Source organism: Microbacterium sp. 4R-513, assembly GCF_011046485.1.
In the GTDB taxonomy this organism is placed as follows: domain Bacteria; phylum Actinomycetota; class Actinomycetes; order Actinomycetales; family Microbacteriaceae; genus Microbacterium.
Map to the genome: position 1 here is coordinate 3,797,677 of NZ_CP049256.1, position 14,569 is coordinate 3,812,245.

Annotated in this window: 9 protein-coding genes and 1 pseudogene; 2 read left to right on the forward strand and 8 right to left on the reverse strand. The window is 70.4% G+C overall.

Translation table 11 applies throughout. From position 1 onward, the window contains the following. Positions 1 to 7 precede the first annotated feature (7 nt). Positions 8 to 1,269: pseudogene (locus G5T42_RS16975) on the reverse strand (extracellular solute-binding protein). Positions 1,270 to 1,387: 118 nt separating this feature from the next. Here G5T42_RS16975 and G5T42_RS16980 point away from each other — a divergent pair. Then, a complete protein-coding gene (locus G5T42_RS16980) occupies positions 1,388 to 2,692 on the forward strand; it encodes an ROK family protein (RefSeq protein WP_241245880.1) in 1,305 nt (434 codons plus the stop codon). Here G5T42_RS16980 and G5T42_RS16985 read toward each other — a convergent pair. After that, positions 2,682 to 6,029: a LamG-like jellyroll fold domain-containing protein gene (locus tag G5T42_RS16985; protein WP_165129921.1), complete on the reverse strand. Its 3,348-nt coding sequence runs from the start codon at positions 6,027 to 6,029 to the stop codon at positions 2,682 to 2,684. The two genes, G5T42_RS16980 and G5T42_RS16985, sit on opposite strands and share 11 nt — an antisense overlap. A 211-nt stretch (positions 6,030 to 6,240) precedes the next feature. Between G5T42_RS16985 and G5T42_RS16990 the strand changes: the two genes are divergently transcribed. Continuing rightward, a complete protein-coding gene (locus G5T42_RS16990) occupies positions 6,241 to 6,891 on the forward strand; it encodes a histidine phosphatase family protein (protein ID WP_165129922.1) in 651 nt (216 codons plus the stop codon). Between the two features lie 35 nt (positions 6,892 to 6,926). Here the strand turns inward: G5T42_RS16990 and G5T42_RS16995 are convergent, their stop codons facing one another. The 6 genes from G5T42_RS16995 to G5T42_RS17020 form a co-directional block, all read right to left on the reverse strand. Beyond that, complete coding sequence (locus G5T42_RS16995) at positions 6,927 to 8,510, reverse strand: molybdopterin-dependent oxidoreductase (protein WP_165129923.1); 1,584 nt, start codon at positions 8,508 to 8,510, stop codon at positions 6,927 to 6,929. Positions 8,511 to 8,582: 72 nt separating this feature from the next. Continuing rightward, positions 8,583 to 9,125, reverse strand: a complete 543-nt coding sequence (locus G5T42_RS17000) for a putative immunity protein (protein ID WP_165129924.1) — start codon at positions 9,123 to 9,125, stop codon at positions 8,583 to 8,585. A gap of 77 nt (positions 9,126 to 9,202) precedes the next feature. Continuing rightward, complete coding sequence (locus G5T42_RS17005) at positions 9,203 to 10,180, reverse strand: acetylxylan esterase (RefSeq protein WP_165129925.1); 978 nt, start codon at positions 10,178 to 10,180, stop codon at positions 9,203 to 9,205. A 58-nt stretch (positions 10,181 to 10,238) separates the two neighbouring features. Beyond that, complete coding sequence (locus G5T42_RS17010) at positions 10,239 to 11,168, reverse strand: BadF/BadG/BcrA/BcrD ATPase family protein (RefSeq protein ID WP_206535670.1); 930 nt, start codon at positions 11,166 to 11,168, stop codon at positions 10,239 to 10,241. After that, a complete protein-coding gene (locus G5T42_RS17015; RefSeq protein WP_165129926.1) occupies positions 11,165 to 13,816 on the reverse strand; it encodes a hypothetical protein in 2,652 nt (883 codons plus the stop codon). The genes G5T42_RS17010 and G5T42_RS17015 overlap by 4 nt, the downstream gene beginning before the upstream one ends. Next, positions 13,809 to 14,537 (reverse strand): N-acetylmannosamine-6-phosphate 2-epimerase, encoded by a 729-nt coding sequence (locus G5T42_RS17020; protein ID WP_241245881.1) that lies wholly within the window; start codon positions 14,535 to 14,537, stop codon positions 13,809 to 13,811. Before G5T42_RS17020 ends, G5T42_RS17015 begins: the two co-directional genes overlap by 8 nt. Between the last annotated feature and the right edge of the window lie 32 nt (positions 14,538 to 14,569).

Sequence of the window (14,569 nt, forward strand, 5' to 3'; positions counted from 1 at the left end):
CTCTCTGTCACTGCCTCATCGCGAGCCGAGCCCAGTCGGCGTCGATCGTGCGGAGGATGCTCTCGGCATCCGATCCGAGGACGATCGCCTGCAGGTAGTTCTGCGTGGGGATCGTGAGCGGGATGGCGACGGACGCGCCCTGGTAGAACTTCGCCTCATCGAAGTACTCCTTCATACCGACGATGCGAGGGTCGCTGACCGGGGCCGCGTCGGTCGTCGTGCCGTAGCCGAGCTGCGCGGCGTTGTACTGGTCCATGACTTCCTTGCGGAAGAGGTAGGACAGGAACGTCCGGGCCGCCTCTTTGTGCTTGGATGCCTCGGGGATCCATGCGGCGAGGTCGAGGTTCACCCGCACCTTCAGGTCGTCGGGATCGTCGGTGACGGGCAGCGGGAAGGTGCCCAGGTCCAGGTCGGGGTTCGACTTCGCGATCTCGCCGAATGCCCACGGGCCCTGCAGGTACATCGCCGCCTTGCCCTCGGCGAACGCGAGGTTTCCGTCGCCGTAGCCTTTGCTCGCGGCATCCGGGTTCGTGTACTCGTCGACGAGCTGCTGCATCTGATCCACCGGCTCGGCGAGGGTCTTCTCGAACGAGACCTTCGAGTCCTTGCCGACGCTCGTGCCCTCCTCGGCGAGTGCGTCGAAGAAGTCGGCGACGTCGACGTCACCGCCGACGGTGTAGTCGAACCATCCCTGCGAGATCGTCCACGGGTCTTTGAAGGTCGCATAGAAGGGCGTGATGCCCGCGGCCTTCAGCGTGTCGCACACCTCGATCAGCTCGTCCCAGGTGGTCGGCACCTCGAGGCCCTGCTCGTCGAAGATCTGCTTGTTGTAGATAACGGATGCCGCCATCACCGAATACGGCAGCACGCTCGTCCGGCCGGGGTAGGTCGCGTACTGATCGACGAGCTCCTGCACCTCGGGGAGGATCCGGGATGCCTCGGGCATGTCGGAGAGATCGCTGAGCGCCCCGCGCTCCATGAAGCGCGCCATCTCCATGTTGTAGTTCAGCAGCCCGAGGTCCGGGGGTTCCCCCGCAGGAATCCCGCCTGGAGGTTCGACGATGTGTCGAGCACGACCCGCACGTCGTTCTGCGAAGCGTTGTACTCCTTCACCAGGTCGCGGAAGTACGGGATCGCCTCGGGCTTGCTCAGGTAGAAGCGCACCGTCTCGGCCTGGTCGCCGGTGCACCCGGCCAGCGCCGCCGCCGCGAGGGCGAGGCCGATAGCACCGGCCGCCGCCCGCGCGATCCGCCGTCGGAAATCAGGCACGTCGTCGTCCTTCCATCCAGATGTGGGGTTTCTCCGCCTTGATTCGATGATTAGATTTGCTTCTCGAATCAATTGGATGCGTCCATAATGCAGTAGGTGCAGGAGGAGGTCAAGACCCGTGGATGATCTCGACGGCGACGAGGGGCAGGCCGTCCCCGCTGCTCGCCGCGCGAGCGTCGACGCGGTTCTGCAGTGGGCATGGGATGCCGGCGACTTCACGAGCAACGACGCGATGCCGGCGACCGGGCTGACCCGGTCGACCACGATCGAGGCCGTCGACGAGCTCATCGACCTGGGACTGCTGCGCGAGCTCCCGAACGCCCGGGAGGCGGGCGCCTACCGCAAGGGGCGTCCGGCACGGCGGTTCGAGCTGCGTGCCGACGCCGGTGTCGTCGTCGGGCTCGACGCGGGGCGGCTGCATCTCACGGCGATCGTCGCCGACCTGCGCGGAACGGTCCTCGGCGTGACGAAGAAGGAGAGCGACGAGGCATCCGTCTCCGAACACGACGACTATCCGGATGCCGCACGCCGACGTCGGAGGCTGATCCAGACCACGATCGACCGGGCGCTGCGCGCGGCCGGCCGGGAGCGCGCCGAGGTTCTCGCGGTGTGCGTAGGTGTTCCGGCACCGGTCGACGGGATGGGTCGCTCCCCCGGGCACCGCACGGGCTTCTGGACGCGCATGAACCCCGACCTGCGCGAACTCCTCGCCGAGTGGGCGCCGATCGTGCGTGTCGAGAACGACGCGTCGCTCGCGGCGGTCGCGGAGGGTGCGACCGGCGCGGCCCGCGACCACCTCGACTACGTCGCGGTGCTCGCCGGCGAGCGGATCGGAGCCGGGGTCGTGATCGACGGCCGCCTCCTGCGCGGCGCCCACGGCGGGGTGGGCGAGTCCGTCGCCTTCGATCACGTCGAGGGCATCGAAGGCGCATACGGCATCGGCTACCGCATCGCGGAATGGGCGCGGGCTTCGATCGAGGCCGGGGATCTGCCTGCGGGCCACCCGCTCGCGGGCCAGGGCGACGGGAGCGACGCGGTCGACGGCGTCGACGCCGTCGACGCGAAGACCGTCCTGCGCCTCGCCCAGTCCGGAGACGCTTGGGCTCAGACCCTCACGGATCGCGCGGGCGCCCTCCTGGCCCGCCTGGTCGGCTTCTACGGCACCTTCTACGACCCCTCGCTCGTCGTGATCTCGGGCGCCGTCTCAGGATCGCTGGAGCCGGTCGTCGCCGCCGCGCGGCGCCGCGTCGCCGAGGAGCTCGACCTGCCCGCCCCCGAGATCCTGGCATCGTCGCTCGGGGCGGATGTCGTCGCGATCGGTGCCACGATGGCGGCGGTCGAAGCGGTGCGCGCGGGCGTCCTCGCGCTTCCCCGCCTGCCCGCGGCGATCGCTTCCGAGCGCCCCGAGGCCGTCAACTCCTGAGCCCGCCGCTCCGCCGACGAGCACCCGAACGAGTCAGGGCGCGTTCACCCGCAGGTCTTGCACACTGAGCGTGATGGGCGCATTGTTCGCCGACCCGGACAGGTAGCTGTAGATCCCGACGGCACCGGCCGATTGCAGCGCCGCCGTGGAATCCGTCGCCGTCGTCCACGTCGTAGGCTCGGTCGTGCCGTCGGCCCAGACGCGGGCCTGCAGGGTCGTGGTCCCCGTTCCCACCACGCGGAATCGGACGTTCCAGACAGCCCCGGGCGCGTACACGAGCCCGGGGATCGACTGTGTCGCGAGAGTGGTCTCGGCGCCGTTCACGGTCCGGGCGAGCGTGAGCGACGTTCCCGTCGCGGTGACCTGCAGCTTGACCCGGTAGTCGGACGTCCCGACGCGGCGGGCGACGAAGGAGGTGTAGATGCCGCCGCCGCTGCCCGGCTTGTCGTAGCCGAAGCTCGCGAGCGTCTCGGAGTCGGTCGCGCTCACCGAACCGAGCCACGCCGACGGTCCGGATCCGGCTGCCATCCGAAGCGTTCCCGCCCCTCCCGCGACGGCGAAGTCCGCCGGCGAGCCGTTCAGCGCCCACGCACCGCCGGTGTCGGCTGTTCCCCACCCGTTGCTCACCGTGCGGTTGAACGCATCGGCGGCGATGACGGATGCCGCGGCCACTGTGACCGGCTGGGTCTCGGTGTCGGTGGCTCCCGCGTTGTCGGTGACCGTCAGCGTCACCGAGTACGTTCCGGGGTTCGCGTAGGCGTGCGTCGTGGTCGACCCCGAGCCCGTGCCGCCGTCGCCGAAGGCCCACGCATAGGAGGCGATGGAACCGTCCGGGTCGGTGGAGGATGCCGCGTTGAACGCTGCCGTGAGACCGGTCGTGCTCGAAGTGAACGCCGCCTGCGGGGGGCTGGTTCTGGCCTCCGCCGCCGCCGTTCCGCGCCGCGTAGAGAGCCTGGACGTTGCTCAGCGTGAGGGCCGTCGGATAGACCGCGACCTCATCGACGCTGCCGATGAAGTTCGGCGTCGACGGTGCGCTCGGCCAGCCCCCGAGCGCGTCGCCGCCCAGCCGCCAGTAACCGAGGTATCGCTCGCCGCGCGTCGTCGTCGCGCGCTGCGCGACGGATGCCCCGTCGACGTAGAGCACCATGCCCTGCGGGCTCATCGTCGCGGTGACGAGATGCCACACGTTGTCGCGGTATGTGGCCGCCGACGCGACGGTGCGCGCGACCCCGCTCTCGTCCCGCACGCCGAAGATCAGATGCCCCTGGTTGTCCATGTAGATCTGCCGGTCGCGATGATCCGAGGTGCCGTTCTGAAGGTCTCCGAACCCGAGGATCCGGCCGCCGCGCGTCGTCGTCGTCTTGACCCAGACCTGCGCCGTGAAGGTGTCCGGAGCGCTGGTCGTGCTGAGGCTGCACGAGGCCGTCGACGGACAGTTCCCCGTGTAGATGCGGCTGAAGTCGTTGTCGCCGAGGGATGCCGCGCTGTCGCCGACGATCGCACCGGGCTGGTTCCAGGTGACGCCCGTATCGGCTCGGCCGTCGGTGACCCCGGTGTTGTCGGGCGACGTCGGGCCCGCGGCGCGGTCGATCGCGACGGTGCCGGACTTCTCGTTGAGCGGCCAGTAGATCCGCGCCCCGAGACTGCGCACGAGCGCTGCATACGACGTTGCGGTCGGGAACGAGCCGGGCATCGTGACCGATGTCGGGGCGCCCCACACGGTGTTCCCGTCGGGATCGTTCACGATGACCTGATACGTGTACGACTGGCCGGGCGAAACCCCCGTGTCGATGAATCCCTGGGCCGGAAGCGTCCACCAGTTCGAGTTCGCGGTGGTGGTCTTGACGGTCGTGCCGTTCCGCGTGATGCGATAGGTGAGCGTGTAGTCGTCGCGGTCGAAGCCGGCCGGCCAGCTCACCCTGAGGGCCGTCGCGGAGACTGGCACGAGCGTCGGGATGAGGGTGCCGTTGACGAACCGCGGGCCCTCGCGGCCCGGCGCGATCGGCTTCTTCGCGAATCGCACGAGCCCCTGCTGCCCGGCGCCGTTGACCGAGGGGAACTCTCCGCCATAGACGACGTAGTCGGCGTTCCCGGCGATGTTCCATGCCGCCTGGTATTGCCCGGTGTACGTGCCGAGAGCGAAGTCGGGATTCCAATCGACCAGTGCGGGGCCCTGCCGCCCGTGCCAGTTGGTGTAGTTCAGCGGGTCGTTGAGGATGTCGCCCGTCTGGGTGTCGTTCCATGCGAGCGCGTACTGGTATCGCCACTGCTCGAACTGGGGGGCGCCGTCGCCCATGTTTCCGCAGTAGTGCGAGTGGCTCGAGCCGTACACGATGCCGTCGCTGACGAAGGTCGAGTAGGAGTCGCCGTGGCAGTCGACGACCCATTGGAGCGTGCCCGGGTTCGCCACGGAGGCCTTGAAGATGCCCTCCAGGTTGCCGCCGTTTCCGAAGACCCATCCCGTCCCGTAGAGGTAGTCCCCGACGACCCGGAGGCTCGTCCACCCGGCATCCTGTCCGGCGTTGCGCGGAGACGGCGGCGACGTCACACGGGCCAGCTGCCACCCCGTGTCGAGGGCCCCCGTCGCGGCACTGATCTTGGCCAGGCCGTAGGCGGGCTGCCCGCCCACGTTCTGGAACGAGCCGCCCGCGAAGACGGCGGTCCGGTCGGAACTGAGCGCGAGAGCCCACACGCTGTAGTCCGCGTTGGGGTTCCACGGAAGCAGCGCCCCGGTGCTCGCCGAGAAGGCGGCGAGATTGTTCCGCAGCGTTCCGCCCGCACCCGCGAAGCCGCCGCCCACGTACACGGCCGTGTCGGTGGCGACGACCGCCCGCGCTGTCGCGGTCACGCCGACCGGGTTGAAGGTGGTGATGAGCGCCCCGGTGTCCGTGCTGTAGGCAGCGATGCGCTGACGGGACTGCCCGTTCGCGGTCGTGAAGTCACCCACCACGTAGATGCGAGATCCGTCCGGGGATGCCGTCACGGAGCGCACCTGTCCGTTGAGGCTCGGGGCGAACGACGTGTTGAGGTTGCCCGTCGTGATGTCGTACGAGAGGAGGTTGCTGCGCGGGGTCTGATTGGTGCCGGGCGCGGCGCCTGCGGGCCGCGCCTGGGTGAAGGACCCGCCGGCATAGACGGTGTTGCCGACGACGACCTGCGACCACACGACGCCGTTGATCTGAACCGTCGGCAGTCTGTCGGCGGTCACCGCCGAGGGGGGCCGGGGCTGGATCGGCGTCGGGGCGGCCTGCGCGGCCCACCCGGGGCCGATGAGGCTCAACGCCAGCGCCGCCACCCATACGGCGACGACTGCACGGAGTTTTCCGGTTCTGGACATCTCCCACCGCCCGTTCCCCCGAACGGGCGGTGATCTACCCGGGGTCGATGAGCGGCGCCTCGTCGGCATCTCGAGTGACCGTCGCGCTGATCGGGTTCAGCTGGTCCCCCAGAGTACGGGCCGAACCTGGCCTGTACACGCGCAAAACGTTAGCGCAGGAGCCCCCGGCGCACTAGTGGAAGCGGCGTGATACTACGGTTGCGATGTGCTCATGAATGACCCGCTGCCGGACCGCCCTGCCCCCGACGCCCCGTCGGGGAAGCTGGTCCTCCTGAGGCACGGCGAGACGGAGTGGTCGCGGCAGGGTCGGCACACCGGGCTCACCGACATCCCGCTCACCGCGCACGGCGAGGATCTCGCCCGCGGTGCCGGCCAATTGGTGGCGGGCTACGACTTCTCGCTCGTGCTCACTTCGCCGCTGCTGCGCGCGCGGCGCACCGCCGAACTGGCGGGCTTGCACGCCGACGTGGATCCGCTCCTGGTGGAGTGGGACTACGGCGGGTACGAGGGCCGCACGACCCGCGACATCCGGAGCGAGCTCGGGTACAACTGGAGCGCTTTCACCCACGGCGTGGTCCGTGGAGAGACGCCGGGTGAGACGGTGGAAGAAGTCGCCGCCCGCGCCTCGCGGGTGCTGACCCGGGTGCTTCCGGCTATGGCAGAGGGGGACGTCGCACTCGTCGCGCACGGCCACTTCCTGCGCATCCTCACGGCCGTCTACCTGCGATTGGCCCCTCGATTCGGTGCCCAGATCACGCTGGATGCCGGTTCCGTATCGGTGCTGAGCTTCTACCGGGAACAGCCGGCCATCCTCTCGTGGAACTACGGACTCGCGCTGCCGCTGGTGCCCTCGGAGTCCTGACCGCGCGCCACGCGAATGCCGGCCGCCGGCGTCGATCACGTCACGGAGACGAGCGAGCGCTCCCATCCGGTGGAACCGTTCGGGGCGATGGGCGCCGCCTCCTGGATCTGCAGTTCGCCCTTCTTGTTCACCGCCCGCACGGTGACGTAGTGCGTGCCCGGTGCGGCGTCCCATTCGAGATGCCACTGCACCCACGTGTCGGCGTTGACGGGGTTGGAGAGGGTCGCGGTCTGCCATTCGCCGTCATCGATGCTGACTTCGACCCGCTCGATTCCCACGGACTGAGCCCACGCGACCCCGGCGATCGGGATCCGGCCGGCGGCGACGGGCTTGTCGATCTTCGGGGTATCGATGCGCGAGGAGAACTTGATGGGCGCTTGGGCGCTGTAGCCTCGCGGCGTCCAGTAGGCCTCGTCCTGTGCGAACGTCGTCACCTTCAGCTCGGTGAGCCATTTGGTGGCCGACACATAGCCGTACAGCCCCGGCACCACCATCCGCACCGGGAAGCCGTGCTCGAGGGGAAGCGGCTCACCGTTCATCGCGACCGCGAGTATCGCGTCCAGCCCGTCGTCGGTGAGCGCGGAGAGCGGGGTGCTCGCGGTGAATCCGTCGACGCTCCGGGAGAGGACCATATCGGCGCCGGAGCGGGGGCCGGCCATCCGGAGGATGTCGCGGACGGGCACTCCGAGCCACTTCGCGTTCCCGACGAGCTCGCCGCCCACCACGTTCGACACGCACGTGAGCGTGATCGCGTACTCGTCCAGTCCCATCGCGACGAGCTCGTCGAAGCCGAGTTCGATGCGCTGGTCGACCATGCCGTCCACGACGAGTCGCCACGTTCCGGGATCGATGGTCGGGACTGTCAGCGCGGTGTCGACGCGATAGAAGTCCTTGTTCGGTGTGAAAAGCGGTGTGATGCCCGGGATGTCGAGCTCGGCGCCCTCCGGCACCGTGACCGTCGACCGCGGCGCCGGCAGGCGAAGCGCGTCGCGGATCTTCTCGACGGACGAGGTCGCCATGCTGACGGCCCGTGCGGTCACGCCGACGACGACCGCCGACGCAGCCGTGAGTCCCGCAAGCAGGAGGAACCGCCGGCGGTCCACCCCGTGGGATGCCTCGGCATCGTCGCTGTGTGCGCGCACCCCGGTCGAGCGTTCCCACGCGCGGAGGCGGCGACACAGCACGACGAGGAGGATCGATCCCACTGTCGCGCCGACGACGGGCGGCAGGAAGGCGAGCGGGGTGGCGCCTGCACGCGTGACCGTCGCGGCGATCGACAGCGCGCCGGCCAGCGCGAGCGCGACCACTCCGAGCGGCGGGCGCAGGAACTGCAGGGCGCCCGCGATCGCCGACGCCATCACGACCGCGAGCGCGAGTCCCGCGAGCAGTGCCAGCTTGTCGTACTCGCCGAAGGTCGAGATCGCCAGCTCTTTGAGCGGCTGCGGCACGATGTCGATGATGAACGACCCGACGGCCAGCACCGGACTCGCTTCGCGCGCAGCGATGAGCGCGGTCAGCTCGGCCGCCGCGAGGAACGCGGCACCGCTGATCACGCCCGCGATCGCCGACCACGCGAGGAATTTCCACCGACCCCGGAACTTCGTCACTTGGCTTCCCATCCGTCGAGCCAGCACTGTTTGGTTGTTCGCAGCGGGATCGCGATCGGATGGGTTCCGGTTCGGCCCTGGCAGCTACACCGCCTCTCGAAGCTGCGCCTGGATCGCCCGGATGTGCGCTCCGAGCTCGCCCGAGGCTAAGAGGCCGCTGCCGAGCGGGCCTGCGGAGTCTTCACCGAGGAGCGGCAGCCGCCGGAGCGCCTCGGCCACGTCGTCGGTCATGTGCTGCATCTGCCAGGCGAGCTCGTCTGCGGCGGCGGACGAGGCATCCGTCGCCGCCGCCGCCGCGGCAGCTTTCGCGGCGTAAGCGGCCGCGCCCAGCGCATGCGCGCCCATATGGGCGACGCCGGCGGCCTGAGCCGCCGCCCGGGCGGCCGCCACCGCCGCCGCCGAGGTGACCGCGTGCGCGGCACGCCCCGCGACGAAGCGCCTGCGTATCTCGCCCGCGGCGGTCAGCTCGCCGCGCGCGAACGCCTTTGCCCGCTCGATGGCGTCGCGCGCCCGGTCATCCTGTGGCGCTTCCGCCTCGAACAGCGGAAGGACCCTCTCGGCGCAGTCCGCCGCCCATTCGGCGACCAGTCGTCGGTCCGATTCGCTCAGGGTCTGCGGCGACGGCATGCCAGAACTCTGTCACGCTCAGCCATGCCCCCGCTCCCCGACGACGGGAGGCCGCAAGGCGGGAGGAGCTGGGCAGGTCAGTCCTCGACGCGCGGCGAGATGGACGAAAGCCATTCCGCCTGCCGTCTCCAGCGCTCCGGCCCTCCGCCCTCGTGGGCGTTGAAGGGGTAGACGTCCACTTCCGAGGGTCCCGAGTAGTGGTTGGCTGCCGCGAACACGGTCGAGGGCGGACATATGGTGTCTTCGAGAGCCGCGGAGAACAGCGCCGGCGCGACGGCGCGGCGGGCGAAGTTGACGCCGTCGAAGTACGCGAGCGTCGAGAATGCGCGGTCGACGTCGCCGCGGTGGACGCGGAGATAATCCCCGATCTCGCGGTAGGGGTATGCGTCGGTCATGCCGACCGCGCGCTCGAAGTGACAGAGGAACGGCACGTCGGCCGCGAGCGCCCAGACGTCGGGGAGGATCCCCGCAACGGCGAGGGCGAGTCCGCCGCCCTGGCTGCCACCCGTGACCGCGACGCGATCCGGGTCGACGAGGTCGAGCCCGCGCAGGGCGTCGACCGCGCGCACGGCATCGGTGATCAGCCGACGGTAGTAGTAGGTCTCCGGCGACTCGATCCCTCGGGTCATCATGCCGGGGGCGGCAGGACCCGAGCCGGCCGGATCCGCGGTCTGGCCGATGCTCCATCCGCTCCCCTGCCCGCGCGTATCCATGACCAGGTGCGCGTACCCGGCGGACGCCCACGCGAGGTGCTCATGCGCGTGTCCGCGCCCGCCTCCGTAGCCGACATACTGCACGACCGCTCCCCGCGGAGAGCTGCTCTCCCGCGGCAGCACGAGCCAGGCCGCGATCGGCTCGCCCGCGTATCCCGGGAATCGCACATCCCGCACCTCGACCGTCGTGAGCAGCGGCTCGGCGGGAGCGACGGTCGTCGCGCGCTGCTCGGCCCTCGCCTCGCCGAGCGTCCGCTCCCAGAAGTCGTCGAAGTCGGCCGGCTCGGAGACCTCGGGCCGGTAGCGGCGCAATTCATCGAGTGGCAGGTCGAAGCGGGGCATGGCGCCTCCTAGGCGATCGGTCGGAAGAACTCGTGGCGGCCGGGCCCGCACGGACTCTTCAGTCTGCCTGACCTGCCGAGGAAGTCACCGAACCGGCGAGCGGATGACCGGCGTCGAGATCATGGAGCAGCTCGACCCCGTCGATGGGCCGCCCGAGCGGATCCGCAAGAGTCGCTCCCGGCAGTCCGCCGGCGAGTGCATCGGCGAGTCTACGAGCGACAGCCGGTGCGGCGAGCACCTGGCCGGTTCCGCTGATGCGACTGCGGGCGGGATCGATGCCGGCGTTTCGCGCCGCTGCAGCGATCGACTCCACCAGCTCTCCGGCCGCGCGATCGACGATGGCGGAGCTCACGGGGTCGTCGTCGGCCCGGGCCGTCACCGCCGGCGCGAACGAGGCGATTCGTGCCACGCGGTCGGGATCGGCCTGGATCTCGAGGTAGAGCCGGTCGAGCGGCACGCCGAACGTCGCCCGGACGGCGGTGGTGAGGGAAGTGGCGCTTCCCCGCCCGTCGAACGCCCGCATGACAGCCTCCAGGCCGGCTCGGCCGATCCAATAGGCGCTTCCCGCGTCGCCGAGGAGCGACCCCCACCCGTCGACGCGCGCGATGCCCCGCGGTCCCGCACCGAGCACGACGACACCCGTTCCGACAGCTGCGACGACTCCTTCGGCCCGACCGTTGGCCCCGAGGTATCCGCTGACGGAGTCGTGGGCGACAAGTGCGACGCAAGCGGTCGGCACAGCCGCGCGCAGAGCACTCGCCGCATCCGCCGAGCCGTCGTAGCCGGTCAGCCCCACGGCGAGAGCAGTCGCTCCCCATCCGTCGTGCGCGGCGAGGAGCCGCGCCAGCTGCGCGATCGGCGAGCTGTCGGTCCTGATGCCCGGAAAGGACAGCTCGAACCGGTCCACGCCATCGACACGCACGCGGATCGAGCTCTGTCCGGCATCGATGGAGACACGGATGCCGCGACCGCCCTGGTCGGTACTCACCGGGCCGTCACCCGCACGCTCGCCGTTGCCTGAGCTGGCAGAGCGATGTCGATCGTCGAGAACATGCCTTCCGCGTATGCCCCGAGGGTGCCGTCGAGCGCTGTCTCGTCGAAGCGGACGGCGGTGGCGCCCAGACCGGGTCCGAGTCGCAAGCGGGCCGTGCGCGCATGAGGTGACGGATTCGCCAGGCGGAGCACCGCGCCCTCCCCGTCGTCCGCGGGCTTGAATGCCGTCACGATCGCGCCCTCGACGGTGACCGGCGCCGTCTTCGGGGCGGGCACGAGAGTGCCCTCACGCAGCTGCGCCGCGAGCGGCGCGGCACGACGGGAGTCGGCCGCCCCGGCGAGCGCGAAGGCGTCGGAGGCTGCTGCGCCGAAGCGGAGGCCGATGCGGGCACTCATGGGGCGGAGCACCTGGGCCTCAGGCGTCGCCAGCATCGGGCCCGCGCCCGTCGTCCGGCTGCGCAGGTCGAACCGCGAGAGCCACCCCGTGCTGCGCAGGATCGTCACGGCGAGCTCCGCCGGCTCTTCGCGCGGTCCGACGCCCTGCACCTCCGACACGTGATCGAAGAGAAGTCCCAGACTGCCGGCGCTCGCGTACCCGTGTGCGGGGTGGGTGCCGATCTCGGCTTCGCGGTTCCGATCGGTAGGGAACTCCCCCGCAATGGGGCCGAACGGCCGATCGAGGAACGAGAAGTGCTGGCCGCTCCGCCAGGAGCGCGCTTCGTCTGCGATCGGGAAGTGCGCGCGGAGCCGGTGATCCCGCGCCCCGTTGACGAATGCCACCGACCAGTCGACCTCGTCGCGGCCGTTCCACCGCGCGAGCTCGAAATCGAGCACGGTCGCGACCGTTTCGGCCGAACGCGCATCGCGGGTCGCGTCGAGGGAGACGGGAAGATCGAGCGTCGCGCGCCACCGCACGACCGTGCGCACCGGTGAGTGCCGCACCTCTACCCGGGGTCGAGCAACGGGCGCGATCATGGCATCGTCGGCCGGCGGGTCGTAGTTGTAGGTGTCGCCGCGGTCACCGCCGTCCGCCAGCCGGCCGAGACGCTCGTAGCGGATGCCCGAGCCGGCGTCGGCGACCGTGAAGCTGGCGTCATCGGCGATCGAGACGGTGAGGCCGCCCGGCAGCGCGATCGCGCTGCCGAGGGGCACGGTGTCGGTCGGCACCGGCTCCGGGTCGCGGGCACCCAGACGCACGGTGTAGACGCCGGTCTCCCCCGCCGCCACGGCGTCTGCGAGAAAGCGCAGCCGCTGGCGCCGGGCGAGCACCGAATCGGGCAGCAGATCGAGGTCGGCCTCGAACGACATCGACGTGCCGAGATCTTCGACCTCGACCGGCACCTCGGTGCCGTCAGGAGCCTCAAGGCCGGCGACCGTCCGATCCGGCGCGATGACGATGTCGACCACGGCCGGAAGCGCCTCACGGCTGCCGGCCAGAGGAAGGTGGACGGCGATCCGCGTGCGATCCGTCGCGGGGGCCCCGTGCACACGCGTGTCGAACCCCGCCCGCAGCAGAGCACGCCGGGCGAGCTGATGGCCCAGCTGCATGACCCGCTCCGAACGGACCTCGTTCTCGCGATGGACCTCGTCGACGCTGCATCCGCAGATGGAGTCGTGCGGCGCGTTCTCGAGCACGAGCTCCCACGCGTGCTGCAGGTGCCCCGTCGTCGTGCCGTCGACCACCGGCGAAGCGACTGCGGCGACCGGGGACGAGGCATCCGTCGCCAGAGCCTCGGCCGCCAGCAGCGGCTCGACCAGTCGCTCGAGCAACGCCTCGGCGGCGGCGTTCTGCTGCTTGAGGTAGATGCGCGACGAGAGGGTGCCCGGCAGGAGGAAGCTGCCGGGGCCTCCAGCGTGCCGCAGCTCGCCGTCGACGACGGCGGGAGACGGCCGTGCTCCGCGAAGATCGCGGAAGAATGCGTCGAGCGACGACTCCGTGAGTAGGGCGTCCTTCGGCGACAGGTTGTCGAGCGCGGGCGTGGTGTCGCGGGGTGCGACATGGTCGGCTCCGTTCATGAGGAGCCACGGCCCTTCATCGCGTCGGGCGCGCTCGCGGTCGAGGAAAGCCTCGAGCCTCCCGGCGCGGCCTTCCTCGTCCCACAGGACGTCGACCTCGTAGTAGCACTGGTTGACGGCGTAGACCTCGCTGCCGTCCGGTGATCGCCAGCGGAACTCGGCGAGCTCGGGCGGCGCGCCCCTCCACACCAGGGCGGTGCCGATGCCGAAGCCGGCGAGGACGCGGGGAAGGTCGGCGGGATGCCCGAACGCGTCGGGCGAGTACCCGATCCCGGTCAGCTCGCCGACCGCCGCTCCATGGCGGCGTGCGGCGAGGAGGTTGCGCACCAGGCTCTCACCCGACACCAGTTGATTGTCGGCGAGAACGTGCCACGGACCGATCGTGAGGCGCCCCGCCCGCACATGCCGGCGGATCCGGTCGATGAGGTCGGGGCGCAGGTCGGCGACGTCGCGGAGGGTGATCGTCTGCCCGTCGAGATGGAACGTCGCGATCGTTTCGGCGTCGAGCTGCCGGCAGACCTGATCCACGAGTTCGACGAGACGGGTGCGGTAGGCCTCGAAGGGGCGGTACCACTCACGATCCCAGTGGACGTGCGTGACGACGTGGCAGTGGTGCGGCTCAGCCATGCGCCACGGCCTCAAGCTGATCGCCGAAGCCCGCAACCGCGGTGGGCGGCAGCGCGGCGACGAAGGACGCTGTGATGACGGCGGGGCGGGTGATCGCCCCGCCCACGACGACGCTCCACGCTCCGGCCGCGAAGGCCCCGGAGAGCTGAGCCGGCGTCGAGATGCGCCCCTCCGCGAACACCGGGATCGGCAGCTCGCGCGACAGCGCGGCGACAAGCTCCAGATCAGGAGACGCGGCGTGACGCGTCTCGGGCGTGTATCCGGCGAGGGTCGTGCTCACGACGGATGCCCCGGCCGCTGCCGCGAGCACTCCCTCCCCGAGAGTCGCGACATCCGCCATCACCGGGATGCCTCGTGCCGCAAGCTCTGCGATGGTGTCACGGATGGTGCGACCGTCGGGTCGAGCCCGGCCGGTCGCGTCGAGCGCCACGATGTCGGCACCCGCGTCGGCGACTGCGAGCGCAGCCTCGAGAGTCGGCGTGATGTAAACGCCTTCCCGGCCCTGCTTCCACAGCCCGATGAGCGGCAGGCGCGTCGCAGCGCGGATCGCGCGGATGTCGGTCGGCGACTCGCAGCGGATGCCGGCGGCTCCGCCGGCTACGGCGGAGAGGGCCATCGCCGTCATGTGGTCGGGACCGTGCAGGGGCTCCCCCGGCTGAGCCTGGCAGGAGACGACGAGTCGTCCGCGCAGGCTCTCGAGGAGGGTGGATATGTGAGACATGGCTTTCATTCGGTTGGGGATGGGAACCGTGC

Bases quoted from the DNA above. Each gene is read 5' to 3' on its own strand.
- G5T42_RS16985 (WP_165129921.1), bottom strand. From the start codon at position 6,029: ATGTCCAGAACCGGAAAACTCCGTGCAGTCGTCGCCGTATGGGTGGCG.
- G5T42_RS16990 (WP_165129922.1), top strand. From the start codon at position 6,241: ATGAATGACCCGCTGCCGGACCGCCCTGCCCCCGACGCCCCGTCGGGG.
- G5T42_RS16995 (WP_165129923.1), bottom strand. From the start codon at position 8,510: ATGGGAAGCCAAGTGACGAAGTTCCGGGGTCGGTGGAAATTCCTCGCG.
- G5T42_RS17000 (WP_165129924.1), bottom strand. From the start codon at position 9,125: ATGCCGTCGCCGCAGACCCTGAGCGAATCGGACCGACGACTGGTCGCC.
- G5T42_RS17005 (WP_165129925.1), bottom strand. From the start codon at position 10,180: ATGCCCCGCTTCGACCTGCCACTCGATGAATTGCGCCGCTACCGGCCC.
- G5T42_RS17015 (WP_165129926.1), bottom strand. From the start codon at position 13,816: ATGGCTGAGCCGCACCACTGCCACGTCGTCACGCACGTCCACTGGGAT.
- G5T42_RS17020 (WP_241245881.1), bottom strand. From the start codon at position 14,537: ATGTCTCACATATCCACCCTCCTCGAGAGCCTGCGCGGACGACTCGTC.